The organism is Streptomyces sp. NPDC001108, assembly GCF_053598535.1.
Map to the genome: position 1 here is coordinate 339,474 of NZ_JBSFKL010000002.1, position 16,216 is coordinate 355,689.

The following is a 16,216-nucleotide window of genomic DNA, read 5'->3' on the forward strand; positions in this document are numbered from 1 at the left end:
TTCCCCATCCAGGAGATGACGCTCCCCGTCGCGCTCTCCGGCTCCGACGTCATCGGGCAGGCCAAGACCGGCACGGGCAAGACCCTCGGTTTCGGTCTGCCGCTGCTGGAGCGCGTCACCGTCCCGGCCGACGTCGAGGCCGGGCGGGCCGCGACCGAGGAGCTGACCGAGGCGCCGCAGGCGCTGGTCGTCGTCCCGACCCGTGAACTCTGCCAGCAGGTGACCAACGACCTGCTGACCGCCGGCAAGGTCCGCAACGTCCGCGTGCTCGCGATCTACGGCGGCCGGGCGTACGAGCCGCAGGTCGAGGCGCTCAAGAAGGGCGTCGACGTGATCGTCGGCACCCCGGGCCGCCTGCTCGACCTGGCCGGTCAGCGCAAGCTCGACCTCTCGCACGTCCGCGCCCTGGTGCTCGACGAGGCCGACGAGATGCTCGACCTGGGCTTCCTGCCCGACGTCGAGAAGATCATCACCATGCTTCCGGCGAAGCGGCAGACGATGCTGTTCTCGGCGACCATGCCGGGCGCGGTCATCGGCCTCGCCCGCCGCTACATGTCGCACCCGACACACATCCGCGCCACCTCGCCGGACGACGAGGGCGCGACCGTCGCGAACATCTCGCAGCACGTCTACCGGGCCCACTCGATGGACAAGCCGGAGATGGTCTCCCGCATCCTCCAGGCCAACGGCCGGGGCCTCGCGATGATCTTCTGCCGCACCAAGCGCACCGCGGCCGACATCGCCGAGCAGCTGGAGCGGCGCGGCTTCGCGTCCGGCGCGGTCCACGGCGACCTCGGCCAGGGCGCCCGCGAGCAGGCGCTGCGCGCCTTCCGCAACGGCAAGGTCGACGTGCTGGTCTGCACCGACGTCGCGGCCCGCGGCATCGACGTCGAGGGCGTGACCCACGTCATCAACTACCAGTCGCCCGAGGACGAGAAGACCTACCTGCACCGCATCGGCCGGACCGGCCGCGCGGGAGCCAAGGGCATCGCGATCACGCTGGTCGACTGGGACGACATCCCGCGCTGGCAGCTGATCAACAAGGCGCTCGAACTCGACTTCAACGACCCGGTGGAGACTTACTCCACCTCGCCGCACCTCTTCGAGGAGCTGGACATCCCGGCGGGCACCAAGGGTGTGCTGCCGCGTTCCGAGCGGACCCGGGCGGGGCTGAAGGCCGAGGAGATCGAGGACCTGGGCGAGACGGGCGGCCGGGGCCGCAAGTCCGCGGCGTCCGCCGCGCCCGCCGCACGCGAGGAGCGCGCGCCGCGTACGCCGCGTCAGCGCCGTCGCACCCGGGGCGGCTCGGCCGTCGCCGCCGAGGACGCCACCGCCGCCGCTCCGGCTCCGGCCGAGGCCGCGCCCGCCGACGCCCCGGCGGAGCCGCGTACCCCGCGCCGCCGTCGCCGTACCCGGGTCTCCGCCGCTCCGGAGGCCGCGGCCGAGGTGGTGCTGAACACGGTGGAGGCCGTGATCGAGGTGGAGCCGCAGACCGCCGCGGCGCCGGAGCCGGCCGCCGAGGAGACCCCCGCGGCCAAGCCGCGCCGCCGCCGCACCCGTGCGGCCAAGCCGGCCGAGACCGAGGTCGACTTCCAGATCGCGCCCGCCGCCGAGCCGGCCGCCCCGGCGCAGACGGTCACCAAGCCGCGTCGCCGCCGGGTCGTCAAGCCCGCCGAGGACGAGGTCGACTTCCAGATCGCGCCGATCTCCGAGCCGGTCCAGGAGAGCAGGCCGCGCCGCCGTACCCGTGCGGCCGCCAAGCCGAAGGCGGAGGTCGTGGTCGAGGCCCCGGCCGCCGAGGGCGAGGCGAAGCCGCGCAGGCGCCGGGCGCCGCGTGCGGCCGCCGCCAAGACCGAGGGCTGAGCCGCACCACCGCTCCGCCCCGATACGCCGGACGGGCCCGAGGGACAACCTCGGGCCCGTCCGGCGTTTCCGGCGCCCTCCCGCCGGGCCTCCCCGGCGCACCGCGGCATACCCTCCTCCCATGAGCCGGCCGCACACCTTCACCCCGCCCCCCTGCGCCCACGCCCGTCAGCTCCGCACCCCGCGCGGCGACTTCGCGGTGCTGGACGCCTCGCCGAGCGGCGCCGTGCGCGGCACCGCCCTGCTGCTGCCCGGGTACATGGGCAGCAAGGAGGACTTCGTCGCGCTGCTCGAACCGCTCGCGGCCGCCGGGTACCGCACCGTCGCGGTGGACGGCCGCGGGCAGTACGAGACCCCGGCCGGTACGGACCGTCCGGAGGAGTACGCCCAGGGCGAGCTGGCCCTCGACGTACTGGCCCAGGCCACCGCGCTCGGCTCCGACGGGGCGGGCACCGTCCATCTGCTCGGGCATTCGCTCGGCGGGCTGATCGCCCGCGCCGCGGTGCTGCTCGACGCCGCGCCGTTCCGTTCGCTGACGCTGATGTCGTCGGGGCCCGCCGCCGTCGTGGAGGACCAGCGGCGCAAGGCGAAGGTGCTCGGCGACGCCCTCGCGACGATGAGCATGGCCCGGGTGTGGCAGGCGATGCGCGCCCTCGATCCGCCGGAGGACACGGTCTCGGGCGGCGAGGCGCTGCGCCGACGCTGGCTGCTGAACCGGCCCGCCCAGCTGATCGCCACCGGCCGTCAGCTGGCGACCGAGCCGGACCGGGTGGCCGAGCTGGCCGCCCTGGACCTGCCGGTCCATGTGCTCTCCGGGGAGAGCGACGACACCTGGCCGGTGCCGGTGCTCGACGAGATGGCGGTCCGGCTGGGCGCGCACCGCACCCGGATCGCCGGCGCCGGGCACTCCCCCAACACGGACCGCCCGGCGCCGACGGCCGCCGCCCTCGCCGCGTTCTGGGACGGCCGGTAGGGCGGCGCTCCCCCGGAGCCCTCAGTACTGCGACTGGAGGTGCTGCCAGAAACCGTCGCGCAGCGCCCGGCGCAGGTGCGCGTGGCCGCGCAGCGAGTGCTGGAGCAGCCGTTCGGCCTCGACCAGCAGGTCCTGGTCGACGGAGCCGGGCAGATAGGGGTGGCCGGGCAGCAGGTCGGCGAGGGATTCCCGGCCCCGGGCGGCCAGCCAGGCCGCGGCGATCTGCGCGCCGACGAAGCGGACGTCGTCGCGCGGCGGCGCCGGGGTGTCGTCCTCGAAGGTGGTGACGGGCCGTCTGGTGACGTACGGGCGGCAGAAGTCCAGGTCGAAGGTGCGCTGGCTGTCGACCTCCCAGAGCAGCGGTTCGGCCTGGTTGCGCCCCTCCCCGGCCTCGATGCCCCACAGGTGCACCCGGGCGCCGTACCCCTGCGCCGCCTCCACCGCGGAGACCAGGTCCTCGTCGCCGCCGACCAGGGCCGCGTCGCTGATGGCGCGGTGGCGGGCGAGCGATTCGAGGTCGGTGCGGATGAGCGAGTCGACGCCCTTCTGCTGGTTGTTGGCGTTGAGGTTGCCGAGTCTGACCTTGACGTCGGGGAGTTCGGCGATGGACTGCTGCTCGACGGTGTGGATGCGCCGCCTGGCTCCGTCGTACCAGTAGACGCGGAGCAGTCTGCTGTCGGCGAAGATCGTCCGGGCCTTGTCGATGAAGGCCTCGATCATTCCCTCCGCGTCGAGGTCGAAGGAGCGGCGGTCCTCGGTACCGGTGACGAGCAGTCCGGCCGCGGCGTAGACATAGCCCGCGTCGACGAAGATCGCGTGGGTCGAGGGCGTTCGCGACACCTCGGCAAGCACGCGTTCGAGCAGCTCGTTGGTGCGGTCCAGCCGCTCGCGGATCTCTTCGTCGTTCATCCGCGCCTCGTCGCGGTCGCCCGCCCGGTGACCAGCTGATACTTAGACATCCAAAAAATTTCCTTAGCGTAGGGAATGTTTGCTCCGGGCAAGCCGTTGTTACCCCTGTGGAGCGCGGGACAGCGGTGTCCGGCGCCCTCATCCTTGCGGACGGGTTTCATCCGTCCTCCCAGTAGTTCTCCATCAGGAGGATCAGACGAAGGGGAGCCTTATGCGCTTCGAGATCATGCGCCTGGACGATGTCGACGGTACCGCCGTCGACAGCACCGTCGTGGACGCCGCCTCCGTCAACCGGATCGTGCAGCAGGCCGCAGCCACCGGCCAGCGCATCTACATCCGCCCGGCCGAATCCTCGGCTTCGTAACGCCGTACGACGTACAAAGACGAAGCGCCCCCGCACGGAAGGTCCGTGCGGGGGCGCTGTGGTGTCCACCGGGCGGTCAGGAGCCCTGTATGACCTGGGTGACCCCGTTGATGATCTGCTGGACGGCGATGGCGGAGAGCATCATTCCGGCGAGCCTGGTCACCAGCACGACACCGCCGTCCTTGATGACCCGGATGATCAGCAGCGAGTAGCGCATGGCCACCCAGAGCACCAGGTGCATGGCTATGATCGCCGACCAGACCGAGAGCTGGCCGCCGAAACCGTCGGCGTGCTGCACGGCGAGTATCACCGACACTATGGCGCCGGGGCCGGCCAGCAGCGGCATGCCCAGCGGCACGAGCGCCACGTTGACGTCCTTGGTCTGCGTCGGCTCGTCGGTCTTGCCGGTCAGCAGATCGAGCGCGATCAGCAGCAGGAGCAACCCGCCGGCGATCATCAGGGCGGGCACGGAGACATGCAGATAGCCGAGGATCTGCTGGCCGAGCACACCGAAGACGACGATCACCCCGAAGGCGACCGCGACCGCCTGGAACGCCATCTTGCGCTGCGTCTTGGCGGGGCGGCCCGCCGTGAGCGCGAGGAAGATCGGCGTGATCCCAGGCGGATCCATAATCACAAATAGCGTGAGAAAAAGGGACCCAAAGACAGCGACGTCGAACACAGTGAGCCTTGCGGGAGGAGGGGGCGAGCAGAAGGGCGGGACAGGAGGGCCCCGAGGGGCGCATCGCGGAGCAATGATCGACCGGTTGGCCGGGCGCGCGACAGCGGTACGCGGTGACGGGTCGAGGTAAGAGGGACGCGGCGGGGTACGTGCCCCGGCGCGTGTGCCGTTACGCCGGGCGGGGTCCGCCGGCCCCGGGCACGGGGAAGGCTCCCGTGGCGCGCCGGGTGATCTCGCCGTAGATCTCGGGGTCGGTGACGCACTCACCGAGTCCGACGGTCTTGCGGCTGCCGTGGTAGTCGCTCGACCCGGTGGTCAGCAACCCCAGGTCGCGGGCGATCCCGCGCAGCCTGGCCCGGGTCGGCTCGTCGTGGTCCGTGTGGTCGACCTCGATGCCGTCGAGCCCGGCGGCGGCGAGCCGCTCCATCGCGGACTCGGGCACCACCCGGCCCCGTTTGACGGCGGCGGGGTGGGCGAAGACCGCGACACCGCCGGCCGCCTTGACCAGCCGGATCGCCTCGAAGGGGTCGAGCTCGTGCTTCTCGGCGTAGGCGCGTCCGCCGTCGGCGAGCCAGTCGGGCGTGAAGGCGTCGGAGACGGTCTCGACGACGCCCAGCTCGACCAGGGCGGTGGCGATGTGCGGCCTGCCGACGGAGCCGTCCCCGGCGATCGCGGCGACCCGCTCCCATGCGACGGGCACGCCCAGCTCCTGGAGCTTGCGCACCATGGTCCGGGCGCGCGGCACCCGGTCGTCGCGCAGCAGCTCGCGCTCGCGGGCCAGCTCGGGCTCGTCCGGGTCGAAGAGGTAGGCCAGCAGATGCATGCCCACGCCGTCGAGCCGGCAGGACAGCTCGGCGCCGGTGACGAGGGTGAGCCCCTCGGGCAGGGCGGCGATCGCCTCGGCGTGGCCGCGCACGGTGTCGTGGTCGGTGAGGGCGACGACGTCCAGCCCCGCGGCGGCGGCGCCGCGCACCAGCTCGGCGGGGGTGTCCGTGCCGTCCGAAGCGGTGGAGTGGGTGTGCAGGTCGATGCGCACGACGCGTACTCCAGGATTCGGGGCCGGACAAGGGGACATTCAAGGATAACCGGCGTTCGAACACCTTTGGGACGGATGTGACGGGCGTGACGGGCGGCCGGAACGGGACGCCCGGCGCGGGTATCAGCCGAGCAGGCGGGGGGTGAGCGCCCCGCAGGGCACCAGGTCCATCTCGCCCCCGGCGTCACGCAGATCGGCGAGGACCAGCTCGTCGTACATCAGCAGTCCGGACTGCTCGGGCCAGACGATCGCCCAGAGCCAGAGGCCGCGCGCCTCGCCGGCGAAGACCGCCCGGTCGGTCGGGGCGCCCTTGACGTTCCAGAGCGGGGTGGGGCGGCCGGCGGCGAGCATCTTGACGTCCGGCGGGCCGTCGACGTCCAGGTAGGGGGCGGGGTCGGGGCCCTCGACCCCGGCGTAGCGCGCGCCGAGGCCGACGCCCAGGTCCTCGGTGACGAGCAGCAGCTCGCCGATGCCGCCGACCGGGCCGGGACCGGAGCAGGCGACGGCGGTGGCCCGGCCTCCGCTGCGGTCGTCGCCCGCGCTCGCCACTCCGGTGAACAGCCAGCCCACCGGCAGCGGCCAGGGCATCCACACCGGGACCTTCGCACGGCGCACCACCACGCCCAGGGCGTCGACACTGGGCGGGATCACCGGCTGGAGCGGCTGCACACTGCCGTGCTCGGCGCACTGCCAGGTGTCGGCGAACAGACCGGGCGCCCTGACCCGGCCTCCGCACTTCGGGCAACTGGGTTCGCCCCTCATAGCGACCAACGGTCCTCCACGACCGCCGCCGCGTCAAGCAAGATCACCCGTACGCGGCGGGCACCTCACCAGCAGAAATAGATGTAACTTGCACTCATTAGATTGCCTAACTTATTCTGTGCATAGCGCAGCTACCCAGGGCGATCAATCGGAGAGCGAGAGGGCCCATGCAGACAGAGGATCCGTTCGACCAGGGCGCGGGCAGCATCCTGCGGCAGCCGAAGGCCGTCTGGGCCACGGCGGGCGCGTCCGTCGTGGCGTTCATGGGGATCGGGCTGGTGGACCCGATCCTGCCGTCCATCGCGAAGGGACTGGAGGCGACACCGAGCCAGGTGTCCCTGCTCTTCACCTCGTACTTCCTGATCACCGCCGTGGCGATGCTCGTCACCGGGTTCGTCTCCAGCCGGATGGGCGGCCGCAAGACGCTGCTCCTCGGCCTCGCACTGGTGGTCGTCTTCGCCGGGCTCTCCGGCACCTCGTCGTCGGTCGGCGAGCTGGTCGGCTTCCGGGCCGGCTGGGGGCTCGGCAACGCGCTCTTCGTCTCGACCGCGCTGGCCGTGATCGTCGGCGCCGCGGCCGGCGGCAGCGCGGCGGCGATCCTGCTGTACGAGTCGGCGCTCGGCCTCGGCATGGCCTGCGGGCCGCTGCTCGGCGCCCTGCTCGGGGACGCCAGCTGGCGCTACCCGTTCTTCGGTACGGCCGCGCTGATGGCCGTCGGCTTCGTCTGCATCACCGCGTTCCTGAAGGAGCAGCCCCGGCCCGCGCGGAAGACCTCGCTGCTCGACCCGGTGAAGGCGCTCGGCCACGGCGGGCTGGCCTCGGTCGCGGCCTCGGCGTTCTTCTACAACTACGCGTTCTTCACGATCCTGGCGTTCACCCCGTTCGTGCTGAACATGACGCCGTACAAGTCGGGCGCGGTGTTCTTCGCCTGGGGGCTGCTGCTCGCGGTGTTCTCGGTGCTGGTCGCGCCGCGGCTCCAGAAGCGGTTCGGCTCGCTGAAGGTGCTGGGCGCCTCGCTGGTGCTGCTCGCCGCCGACCTGCTGGTGCTGGGATACGGCGACCACACCGCCGCGATCGTCTGCACGATCGTCTCCGGCGCCTTCATCGGCATGAACAACACCGTCTACACGGAGCTGGCGCTCGGCGTCTCGGACGCGCCGCGTCCGGTGGCCAGCGCGGGCTACAACTTCGTCCGCTGGTTCGCCGCGGCCGCCGCCCCGTACCTGGCGCCGAAGATCGAGGAGTGGAGCGACATCCACATCCCGTTCGTCGTCGCCGCGGCCGCCGCCGTGATCGGCGCGGTGGTTGTCTGGCTGCGCCGCTCGGCCCTGACCCACGAGGCCGAGGAGCTGGCGCCCGGGCACGCCACCGAGGACGGGGTCACCGTCTTCGCCGACTGACGGCCCCGTTCCCCCGTACCGCCCCGCCCGCGGTTCCCCCTCCTTGGCCGCGCGGCGGGGCTTCCCCATGTGCGCGGGAGCCCGCGCTCAGTCCAGCGGCACCGAGCCGCGCAGCGGGTCGCGCAGGTCCGTACCGTGCGAGAGCCACCTCTCCTGGAGCTCCTGCGCTCCCCTGACCCGCTTCCACGCCGCCTCGTTGGGCGTCATCGGCAGCAGCGGCAGGAAGCGCACCGGCTCCCTCGGCGCGTCCAGCTCCAGATCCTCCACCAGCCCCCCGGACTCGGCGACCAGCACCGAGTCGAACGGAGCCCCCGGCCAGAGCGGACCGCCGAGGTCCAGCGAGGCACCCGGCGCCACGACCACCCCTTCGACCTGCGGCGACGCCGCCAGCACGGCCAGCGGGCGCAGCACCGCGTCGGTGTCGGCGAGCCCGGCCCGTACGGAGAGGACCAGCTCGGCGCGCGGCCCCTTCAGCGGGTCCACGACCGCGGCGGTCGGATCGGCCATCGGCTGTGCCGACATCCCGAGCGTGGCGTAGCGCACCACGTCCCCGTCGAAGAAGCGGAGCACCTCGATCCGGTCCGTGCCGAGGAAGGTCACCGAGGCGCGGGCGTCCGGTTCGCCGAGGGCCGTGCGCAGCCGTGCCTCGACCAGAGCAAGAATTTCTTCCATCCCGCGAGCATAGGTCGCGTATGGAACGGGCAAAGTAAGGGATTGACCGTCAGTCGGCTGATAGTGTTGGCCGCTGTTCGGGGCAGCACGCAGAAGCGTCGCTCTCCGCCCCGACGAGACGTCATCCCCCACGGGGGACCGGCTGGAGGAGGTGGGGCTGTCATGGATCGAAGTCGATCGTGCAGTACCAACCGCCCTTCCGCCCCTCGCCTCCCTCGGTGACCCGAGGCCCCACCGGCCGAGGTTCGAAGCACCGCGCCACACCCCCGGCCCCGTGCCCGGAGTACATGGCGTCGCGCACGACGGAAGAGCACTCCCCTTCTGCCTGTCCGTAGCGAACGCCGTCGTCGTGCCGCCGCGGTGCCGCCCGCTTTGCGGACGTGGGTCCACGTCCCCATTCCGGGCTGTTCCACGTGCCCGCCGACGGCCCTCCGTGAAGGAGCCAGCATGTCGATGATCCGTGACCTCCGTGCCGCCGTCCGGCCGTCCCTGCGCAGGACCAGCCCCCTGCACAACAGTTACGACACCACCCGCGACCCGTCCGCCTCCAGCGCGGTCGTCGACTGCGCGGTCTACCGCGACGGGCGGCGCCTGGAGCGTGCGAACTGCCTCACCCCGCACGAGGCGATGCTCCAGGTGCGCGAGGAGGGTGGCTTCGCCTGGATCGGCCTGCACGAGCCGACCGAGGAGGAATTCGCCGGTATCGCGCGGGAGTTCGGCCTTCACCCGCTGGCCGTCGAGGACGCCGTCCATGCCCACCAGCGGCCCAAGCTGGAGCGTTACGACGACACCCTCTTCACCGTCTTCAAGACCATCCACTACGTCGAGCACACCGAGCTCACCGCGACCAGCGAGGTCGTCGAGACCGGTGAGGTGATGTGCTTCACCGGCCGGGACTTCGTGATCACCGTGCGGCACGGCGGCCACGGCTCGCTGCGCGCGCTGCGCCACCGGCTCCAGGACGACCCCGAGCTGCTCGCCAAGGGCCCCTCCTCGGTGCTGCACTCCATCGCCGACCACGTCGTGGACGGGTACATCGCGGTGGCGGGCGCGGTCCAGGACGACATCGACGAGGTGGAGATCGGGGTCTTCTCGGCCCCGGCGAAGGGCAGCCCGCGCGGCACGGACGCCGGGCGGATCTACCAGCTGAAGCGCGAGGTCCTGGAGTTCAAGCGGGCGGTGTCGCCGCTGCTGCGGCCGATGCAGCTGCTCAGCGAGCGGCCCATGCGGCTGATCGACCCGGACATCCAGAAGTACTTCCGGGACGTCGCCGACCACCTGGCCCGCGTCCACGAGGAGGTCATCGGCTTCGACGAGCTGCTGAACTCGATCCTCCAGGCCAGCCTGGCGCAGGCGACGGTGGCGCAGAACGAGGACATGCGCAAGATCACCTCCTGGGCGGCGATCGTCGCCGTACCCACGATGATCTGCGGTGTCTACGGCATGAACTTCAAGCACATGCCGGAGCTGCGCTGGACGTACGGCTATCCGATGGTGCTGGGCGTCATCGGGGTGGTCTGCTTCTCCATCCACCGCACCCTCAAGCGCAACGGCTGGCTCTGAGCCTCGGACGGCGGCCGTGCCGCCCGTTCCCTTAGAGTGCGGGCATGACTGCTGCTGCCGCCGATACGCCGCTGGCCCGGGCCCTCGTCGAGGAGGCCACCAAGAAGTCCGGCCTCGTATGGGTGCGGGGCACCGGTCCCGCACGGGCGGTGTGGCACGTGTGGCACGAGGGGGCGGTGCATCTGGTCGGGGACGGCCCCGGCGAACAGCCGCTGCCCGCCGGGCTCACCGACGGCTCCGCCGCCGAGGTGACCGTGCGCAGCAAGGACAAGGGCGGCCGGCTGGTCGCCTGGACGGCCGCCGTCACCGAACTCGCGCCCGGATCGCCCGCGTGGGACGCGGCGGTCGGCGAGCTCAAGGGCAAGCGGCTGAACGCGCCGGACGCCGAGACGATGACGGAGCGCTGGGCCCGCGAGTGCCGGGTGCTGCGGCTGACGCCGGGCGAGGTCCGCACCGGTCTGCCGGACGGCTCGCTGGCCGCCGCCCCGCTGCCGACGCCCGCCACCACCCGGCGGCCGGTGCCGGCCGGGCTGCCCCGCCTGCTGAAGCGCGGCCTCAAGGGCTGAGCGCCGCCCGTTCAGGACCCCGTACGGGGCAGCTGCTTGCCGTAGTCGACCGTGTCCACCTCGGACGGGGCCTCCAGCGGGAAGTCCTTGCCCCAGTCCGCGAAGGTGACGGTCCCCGCCTCGCCGCCGCGCGCGAAGCGCAGCGGGTACGCGGTGCCCTCCAGTGAGACGTCGAGCGTGCCGCCCTCGCCCGCGCCCCCCATGATCTGGACGGTCCGGGTGCCGTCGACCGTGTCCCGGTCGCCCTTGTTGAGGGTGCCGTGCAGGCCGAGCAGGCCGTCGAGCAGGGTCTTCTTGTCGGTGAAGCCCCGCAGTTGCTGGTAGACGGGGTCGCCCTCGGGGACCTTGACGTACTTGTTCCGCAGCTTGTCCGCCGCCGCGCCACCCGCCTCGCTGTCGGCGCCGGACTTCTCGTCGTGGTTCCAGAACCCCGAGTCCGCCTTCAGATAGAGCTCGTCGCCGATCCGCAGCAGCTCGAACCTGCTGTCCTTGGACACCACGGAGCCGGTGCCGCCCTCGGCCTTGAGCCGCATGTTCAGCTTGTACGTACCGCCCTTGCTGACCAGCGTCCCGGCCAGCCGCACCGTGTCGGCGGCGTTCGCCGCGGACTGCGTCTTCTTCTCGATCTGCGCGGCGGTCAGCTTGCCGACGCCGTTGGTCCCCTCGTCCGGGTCCTCGCCGCACGCCGTGGCGCCGGTGGCCAGCCCGGCGCAGAGCAGAACGGCCAGGGCGGTCCGGTGTCGGGCCCGGACGGGCGGAACGGAGGAGGTCACAGGTGCACTGCCTCTCAGCTGCATCGCGGGGGGTGGCTGACGGCAGCGTACCCGGGCCGCCCGGCCCGTTCGGCAGGGAGCCGGACGGACCGCTCGCCGGGGCACCCCGGAGCGGTACGGGCTAGCCTGATCACGTCATAACGGTCTATTCAACATCCAATCGGACTGACCGGTGACGTCCCGTACGGAGGAAGGAGGCGCGCGATGGCGGCAGGCACCCCTCGGGTCTTCGTCTCCCACCTCGCCGGCGTCCCGGTCTTCGACCCCAACGGCGAACAGGTGGGACGCGTCCGCGACCTGGTCGCGATGCTCCGGGTCGGCGGTCGGCCGCCCCGGCTGCTGGGCCTCGTCGTCGAGGTGCTCAGCCGCCGCCGGATCTTCCTCCCGATGACCCGGGTCACCGGCATCGAGTCCGGCCAGGTCATCACCACCGGCGTGGTCAACATGCGGCGCTTCGAACGCAGGCCCACCGAACGCCTGGTGCTGGGCGACTTCCTCGACCGGCGGGTCCGCCTGGTCGAGACCGGCGAGGAGGTCACCGTCCTGGACGTCTCCATCCAGCAGCTCCCGGCCCGCCGCGACTGGGAGATCGACAAGTACTTCGTGCGCAAGGGCAAGGGCGGGGCGCTGCGCCGCAAGGGCGAGACCCTGACGGTCGAGTGGTCGGCGGTGCGCGGGTTCTCCCTGGAGGAGGAGGGGCAGGGGGCGGAGTCCCTGGTCGCCACCTTCGAACAGCTGCGCCCGACCGACGTGGCCAACGCGCTGCACCACCTGTCGCCCAAGCGGCGGGCCGAGGTCGCCGCCGCGCTCGACGACGACCGGCTCGCCGACGTCCTGGAGGAGCTGCCCGGGGACGACCAGGTGGAGATCATCGGCAAGCTCCAGGAGGAGCGCGCCGCCGACGTCCTGGAGGCGATGGACCCGGACGACGCGGCCGACCTGCTGTCCGAGCTGCCCGAGGAGGACAAGGAACGGCTGCTGACCCTGATGCGCCCGGACGACGCGGCCGACGTACGGCGCCTGATGTCGTACGAGGAGCGGACGGCGGGCGGCCTGATGACCACGGAGCCGGTCATCCTGCGGCCGGACGCGACGGTGGCCGACGCGCTGGCCCGGGTCCGGCAGGCCGACCTCTCCCCCGCGCTCGCCGCCCAGGTGTACGTGTGCCGCTCGCCCGACGAGACGCCGACCGGCAGGTACCTGGGCACCGTCCACTTCCAGCGGCTGCTGCGCGACCCGCCGTACACCCTGGTCAGCTCGGTGGTGGACAGCGATCTCGTCCCGCTCGGCCCGGACACCCCGCTGCCCGCCGTGACGAGCTATCTGGCCGCGTACAACCTGGTCTCGGTGCCCGTGGTGGACGAGAGCGGGTCGCTGCTCGGCGCGGTGACGGTCGACGACGTGCTCGACCACCTGCTGCCCGACGACTGGCGGGAGACCGACTTCCACGCGGAGGCCCCCCATGGCCGGTGAGGACCGCGGGAAGCCGGCGTCCACGGGCGCCCCGGGCGTCGTGCGCCCGCCCCGCACCCGCCTCGACCAGCCAAAGCTCCCCAAGCGGCGGCTGGTCCCGGAGTACGACGCGGAGACGTTCGGCAGGTTCTCCGAGCGGATCGCCCGCTTCCTGGGAACGTGGCGCTTCATCGCCTGGATGACGCTGTTCATCATCGCGTGGCTCGTCTGGAACGTCTTCGCACCGCAGGACTGGCGGTTCGACCCGTACCCCTTCATCTTCCTGACGCTGATGCTGTCGCTCCAGGCGTCCTACGCCGCCCCGCTGATCCTGCTCGCGCAGAACCGGCAGGACGACCGCGACCGCGTCACCCACGAGCAGGAACGCAAGCAGAACGAGCGCTCCATCGCGGACACCGAGTACCTCACCCGGGAGATCGCGGCACTGCGGATCGGGCTCGGCGAGGTCGCCACCCGCGACTGGATCCGCTCCGAGCTGGAAGACCTGGTGCGGGACCTGGACGACCGGAGGGAACTGTTCCGGGCCGAGAGTGACGAAGACCGCTGACAGCCGCTACTCGCGCGTAGCAACCAGCGCCGCGCGCCCCCGTACTATCGAGGTATGGCTACGGAAGACGCGGTGCTTGAGGCACTGGCGACAGTGAACGACCCGGAGATCCACCGCCCGATCACCGAACTCGGCATGGTGAAATCGGTCGAGATCGACGCTGACGGTGCAGTCGCTGTCACGGTCTATCTCACGGTCTCCGGCTGCCCGATGCGCGAGACGATCACCAAGAACGTGACGGACGCGGTCGCCCGCGTCGAGGGCGTCTCGCGGGTCGACGTCACGCTCGACGTGATGAGCGACGAGCAGCGCAAGGAACTGGCGGCCTCGCTGCGCGGCGGTACGGCGGAGCGCGAGGTGCCGTTCGCCAAGCCCGGCTCCCTGACCCGCGTCTACGCCGTCGCCTCCGGCAAGGGCGGCGTCGGCAAGTCGTCCGTGACCGTCAACCTGGCGGCCGCGATGGCCGCCGAGGGCCTCAAGGTCGGCGTCGTGGACGCGGACATCTACGGCCACAGCGTGCCCCGGATGCTCGGCGCGGACGGCAAGCCGACCCAGGTCGAGAACATGATCATGCCGCCGTCGGCGAACGGCGTGAAGGTCATCTCCATCGGCATGTTCACCCCGGGCAACGCCCCGGTGGTCTGGCGCGGGCCGATGCTCCACCGCGCGCTCCAGCAGTTCCTCGCCGATGTGTACTGGGGCGACCTGGACGTGCTGCTGCTCGACCTGCCGCCGGGCACCGGCGACATCGCGATCTCCGTGGCGCAGCTCGTGCCGAACGCCGAGATCCTGGTCGTCACGACCCCGCAGCAGGCGGCGGCCGAGGTCGCCGAGCGGGCCGGTTCGATCGCGGTGCAGACCCACCAGAAGATCGTCGGCGTCGTCGAGAACATGTCGGGCATGCCCTGCCCGCACTGCGACGAGATGGTCGACGTGTTCGGCACCGGCGGTGGCCGGAAGGTCGCCGAGGGGCTGACGAAGACGGTCGGCGCGGAGGTGCCGGTGCTGGGTTCCATCCCGATCGACGTACGGCTGCGCGAGGGCGGCGACGAGGGCCGGCCGGTCGTGCTCTCCGACCCGGACTCCCCCGCCGGCAAGGCGCTGCGCACCATCGCGGACAAGCTGGGCGGCCGTCAGCGCGGCCTGTCGGGCATGTCGCTGGGCATCACCCCGCGCAACAAGTTCTGAGCGAACGGGGGCGGGCGGTGACCGGGCCACCCGGTCACCGCCCGCCCCCGTTCCGAACCTCTTCGCGCGGCTTCAGGCGTACGTCCCGATGTCCTCGATGACCGAGAAGCCCAGCCCGTACGCGCTCATCCCGCGCCCGTACGCCCCGAGGTGGACGCCCTCGGGCGTGGAGCCCGCCAGCACCCAGCCGTACTCGGACTCGCGGTAGTGGAAGTGCACCGGGACGCCGTCCACCGGCAGCGACAGGGCCGACCAGGCGGGTCCGTCCAGGTCGTCGGCGAGCTCGAACGCCGTCTCCGTCTGCTGGTCGAGCCAGTCGTCGCGCAGCGCGTGGTCCATCTGGGCGGGCCAGGTGCAGGCGAGCAGGCCGGAACCGGCCAGCCAGGCCGCGGACGACACCGTGGTCGCGTCCAGCACCCCCGTACCGTCGCCGCTGTGCCGCACCGGGCTGCTGGCCATCGACACCACGACCGCGAACCGCTGCTTCTCGGCGCCCGCCTCCCGGACCGACAGCTCGTCGCCGTGACCGATGGAGCCGTGCTGCACCGTGCCGTCCGCGGCGGTGCCCACCTGCATCAGCCGGCGCGGGCCGGTGAAGGCCCCGTCCAGTCCGTACCAGGGGAACGTCGCCGCGAGGAAGCCGTCGACGACCGTACGCCGGGCGGCCGACACTCCGTCCGCGGTGGCCGTGCCCTGCGGGTCTTCCGCGGTGGTTGTGTCCGGCGCGGTTTCCGCGCCCACCCGACTCGTCGTCTCCATCTGCCCGGCCGCCTCCTCGATCCGTTGGGTCCGGAACGGCCCGCCCCCCGGCGGGCGTACTCACAACCGGACAGATGGAGAATAGCCATAGCCTCCGGACGAGCCGGGATTGGCAGGGGGTCAGGTGGCGTCGGCGTCGAACGGCGGACGGTCGTCCTTGCCCGGCTGGTCACGCTTCTTGAGCAGGTCGGGAGCGCCGGCGGAGCCGTTGGCGGCGGTGATCGCCGAAGCGCCGGACACGCTGCTGTGGGAGTCGGCGGACTCCACCTCCCGGCCGTTCACCGCGTCGGCGACCTCGCTCAGGTCCTTGCGGAGGTCGAAGCTCTCGCGGATCTCCTTCAGCCCCAGGTCGTCGCCGCCCTCCATGAGCTGCTTGCGGACGAACGTCTTGGGGTTGAGGTCCTCGAACTCGAAGTCCTTGAACTCCGGACCCAGCTCGGTGCGGATGTCCTGCTTGGCGTTCTCGGAGAACTCACGGACCTTGCGGATGAAGCGCGAGGCGTCCTGGATGACCTTCGGCAGCTTGTCCGGGCCGAAGATCAGCATGCCCAGAACCGCGATGGTCACCAGCTCCAGTACGCCTATGTCATTGAACACCCTGTTGCTCCCTGTGTTCTCCTCCGAGACCTTGTCGGTCGAGGTCCGGACTCGGGCCACGGTACCCGTCGAAACCGCCCACGCGGTAG

The 16,216-nt window shown here is 71.8% G+C and carries 17 protein-coding genes; 9 read left to right on the plus strand and 8 right to left on the minus strand.

Annotated elements, in window-relative coordinates; translation table 11 throughout:
• Window positions 1-15: 15 nt before the first annotated feature.
• Window positions 16-1,863, plus strand: coding sequence for a DEAD/DEAH box helicase (locus ACWC97_RS06335; protein ID WP_450647746.1), 1,848 nt, complete (start codon window positions 16-18; stop codon window positions 1,861-1,863).
• A 121-nt stretch (window positions 1,864-1,984) separates the two neighbouring features.
• A complete protein-coding gene (locus ACWC97_RS06340) occupies window positions 1,985-2,836 on the plus strand; it encodes an alpha/beta fold hydrolase (protein ID WP_385214011.1) in 852 nt (283 codons plus the stop codon).
• Between the two features lie 21 nt (window positions 2,837-2,857).
• Here ACWC97_RS06340 and ACWC97_RS06345 read toward each other — a convergent pair whose 3' ends face one another.
• A complete protein-coding gene (locus tag ACWC97_RS06345) occupies window positions 2,858-3,745 on the minus strand; it encodes an NYN domain-containing protein (protein WP_352278285.1) in 888 nt (295 codons plus the stop codon).
• A 211-nt stretch (window positions 3,746-3,956) separates the two neighbouring features.
• Here ACWC97_RS06345 and ACWC97_RS06350 point away from each other — a divergent pair, with 211 nt between their 5' ends.
• Window positions 3,957-4,109, plus strand: coding sequence for a hypothetical protein (locus ACWC97_RS06350; RefSeq protein ID WP_352278284.1), 153 nt, complete (start codon window positions 3,957-3,959; stop codon window positions 4,107-4,109).
• A 76-nt stretch (window positions 4,110-4,185) separates the two neighbouring features.
• Here ACWC97_RS06350 and ACWC97_RS06355 read toward each other — a convergent pair whose 3' ends face one another.
• From ACWC97_RS06355 to ACWC97_RS06365, 3 genes are all read right to left on the minus strand, one after another.
• On the minus strand, window positions 4,186-4,791 hold the full coding sequence (locus tag ACWC97_RS06355) for a MarC family protein (RefSeq protein ID WP_450647749.1): 606 nt from the start codon (window positions 4,789-4,791) through the stop codon (window positions 4,186-4,188).
• A gap of 169 nt (window positions 4,792-4,960) precedes the next feature.
• On the minus strand, window positions 4,961-5,827 hold the full coding sequence (locus ACWC97_RS06360; protein WP_450647751.1) for a PHP domain-containing protein: 867 nt from the start codon (window positions 5,825-5,827) through the stop codon (window positions 4,961-4,963).
• A 123-nt stretch (window positions 5,828-5,950) separates the two neighbouring features.
• Window positions 5,951-6,589: a DUF6758 family protein gene (locus tag ACWC97_RS06365; protein ID WP_450647753.1), complete on the minus strand. Its 639-nt coding sequence runs from the start codon at window positions 6,587-6,589 to the stop codon at window positions 5,951-5,953.
• A gap of 167 nt (window positions 6,590-6,756) precedes the next feature.
• On the opposite strand from ACWC97_RS06365, the gene ACWC97_RS06370 reads away from it, so the two are divergent.
• On the plus strand, window positions 6,757-7,989 hold the full coding sequence (locus ACWC97_RS06370) for an MFS transporter (RefSeq protein WP_450647755.1): 1,233 nt from the start codon (window positions 6,757-6,759) through the stop codon (window positions 7,987-7,989).
• Between the two features lie 87 nt (window positions 7,990-8,076).
• On the opposite strand, the gene ACWC97_RS06375 is transcribed toward ACWC97_RS06370, so the two are convergent.
• A complete protein-coding gene (locus ACWC97_RS06375; RefSeq protein WP_385214025.1) occupies window positions 8,077-8,661 on the minus strand; it encodes a suppressor of fused domain protein in 585 nt (194 codons plus the stop codon).
• Between the two features lie 447 nt (window positions 8,662-9,108).
• Between ACWC97_RS06375 and ACWC97_RS06380 the strand changes: the two genes are divergently transcribed.
• Window positions 9,109-10,224, plus strand: coding sequence for a magnesium and cobalt transport protein CorA (locus ACWC97_RS06380; RefSeq protein WP_352278273.1), 1,116 nt, complete (start codon window positions 9,109-9,111; stop codon window positions 10,222-10,224).
• A 44-nt stretch (window positions 10,225-10,268) separates the two neighbouring features.
• Complete coding sequence (locus ACWC97_RS06385; RefSeq protein WP_385214031.1) at window positions 10,269-10,790, plus strand: hypothetical protein; 522 nt, start codon at window positions 10,269-10,271, stop codon at window positions 10,788-10,790.
• 11 nt (window positions 10,791-10,801) lie between these two features.
• Here the strand turns inward: ACWC97_RS06385 and ACWC97_RS06390 are convergent, their stop codons facing one another.
• A complete protein-coding gene (locus ACWC97_RS06390) occupies window positions 10,802-11,563 on the minus strand; it encodes a hypothetical protein (protein WP_450647758.1) in 762 nt (253 codons plus the stop codon).
• Window positions 11,564-11,767: 204 nt separating this feature from the next.
• Between ACWC97_RS06390 and ACWC97_RS06395 the strand changes: the two genes are divergently transcribed.
• Genes ACWC97_RS06395 through ACWC97_RS06405 form a run of 3 tightly spaced genes read left to right on the plus strand, consistent with a single transcriptional unit; the run spans window position 11,768 to window position 14,771 of the window.
• Window positions 11,768-13,036 carry a magnesium transporter MgtE N-terminal domain-containing protein gene (locus tag ACWC97_RS06395; protein ID WP_352278269.1) on the plus strand — a complete coding sequence of 423 codons (1,269 nt, stop codon included), beginning with the start codon at window positions 11,768-11,770 and terminating at the stop codon, window positions 13,034-13,036.
• The gene (locus ACWC97_RS06400) at window positions 13,026-13,583 is read left to right on the plus strand and encodes a DUF1003 domain-containing protein (RefSeq protein ID WP_450647760.1); all 558 of its coding nucleotides are present in this window, start codon (window positions 13,026-13,028) and stop codon (window positions 13,581-13,583) included. The genes ACWC97_RS06395 and ACWC97_RS06400 overlap by 11 nt, the downstream gene beginning before the upstream one ends.
• A 54-nt stretch (window positions 13,584-13,637) precedes the next feature.
• Window positions 13,638-14,771 carry an Mrp/NBP35 family ATP-binding protein gene (locus ACWC97_RS06405; RefSeq protein ID WP_352278267.1) on the plus strand — a complete coding sequence of 378 codons (1,134 nt, stop codon included), beginning with the start codon at window positions 13,638-13,640 and terminating at the stop codon, window positions 14,769-14,771.
• 72 nt (window positions 14,772-14,843) lie between these two features.
• Here the strand turns inward: ACWC97_RS06405 and ACWC97_RS06410 are convergent, their stop codons facing one another.
• Together ACWC97_RS06410 and ACWC97_RS06415 are read right to left on the minus strand one after the other, a co-directional pair.
• Window positions 14,844-15,530 carry a hypothetical protein gene (locus tag ACWC97_RS06410; RefSeq protein ID WP_352278265.1) on the minus strand — a complete coding sequence of 229 codons (687 nt, stop codon included), beginning with the start codon at window positions 15,528-15,530 and terminating at the stop codon, window positions 14,844-14,846.
• 120 nt (window positions 15,531-15,650) lie between these two features.
• A complete protein-coding gene (locus ACWC97_RS06415; RefSeq protein WP_450647762.1) occupies window positions 15,651-16,127 on the minus strand; it encodes a sec-independent translocase in 477 nt (158 codons plus the stop codon).
• Between the last annotated feature and the right edge of the window lie 89 nt (window positions 16,128-16,216).

What these genes read in the sequence shown, in the direction of transcription:
- ACWC97_RS06335 (WP_450647746.1), top strand. Translation starts at nt 16, where the DNA reads ATGACGCTCCCCGTCGCGCTCTCCGGCTCCGACGTCATCGGGCAGGCC.
- ACWC97_RS06340 (WP_385214011.1), top strand. Translation starts at nt 1,985, where the DNA reads ATGAGCCGGCCGCACACCTTCACCCCGCCCCCCTGCGCCCACGCCCGT.
- ACWC97_RS06345 (WP_352278285.1), bottom strand. Translation starts at nt 3,745, where the DNA reads ATGAACGACGAAGAGATCCGCGAGCGGCTGGACCGCACCAACGAGCTG.
- ACWC97_RS06350 (WP_352278284.1), top strand. Translation starts at nt 3,957, where the DNA reads ATGCGCTTCGAGATCATGCGCCTGGACGATGTCGACGGTACCGCCGTC.
- ACWC97_RS06365 (WP_450647753.1), bottom strand. Translation starts at nt 6,589, where the DNA reads ATGAGGGGCGAACCCAGTTGCCCGAAGTGCGGAGGCCGGGTCAGGGCG.
- ACWC97_RS06370 (WP_450647755.1), top strand. Translation starts at nt 6,757, where the DNA reads ATGCAGACAGAGGATCCGTTCGACCAGGGCGCGGGCAGCATCCTGCGG.
- ACWC97_RS06375 (WP_385214025.1), bottom strand. Translation starts at nt 8,661, where the DNA reads ATGGAAGAAATTCTTGCTCTGGTCGAGGCACGGCTGCGCACGGCCCTC.
- ACWC97_RS06380 (WP_352278273.1), top strand. Translation starts at nt 9,109, where the DNA reads ATGTCGATGATCCGTGACCTCCGTGCCGCCGTCCGGCCGTCCCTGCGC.
- ACWC97_RS06385 (WP_385214031.1), top strand. Translation starts at nt 10,269, where the DNA reads ATGACTGCTGCTGCCGCCGATACGCCGCTGGCCCGGGCCCTCGTCGAG.
- ACWC97_RS06395 (WP_352278269.1), top strand. Translation starts at nt 11,768, where the DNA reads ATGGCGGCAGGCACCCCTCGGGTCTTCGTCTCCCACCTCGCCGGCGTC.
- ACWC97_RS06400 (WP_450647760.1), top strand. Translation starts at nt 13,026, where the DNA reads ATGGCCGGTGAGGACCGCGGGAAGCCGGCGTCCACGGGCGCCCCGGGC.
- ACWC97_RS06405 (WP_352278267.1), top strand. Translation starts at nt 13,638, where the DNA reads ATGGCTACGGAAGACGCGGTGCTTGAGGCACTGGCGACAGTGAACGAC.
- ACWC97_RS06410 (WP_352278265.1), bottom strand. Translation starts at nt 15,530, where the DNA reads ATGGAGACGACGAGTCGGGTGGGCGCGGAAACCGCGCCGGACACAACC.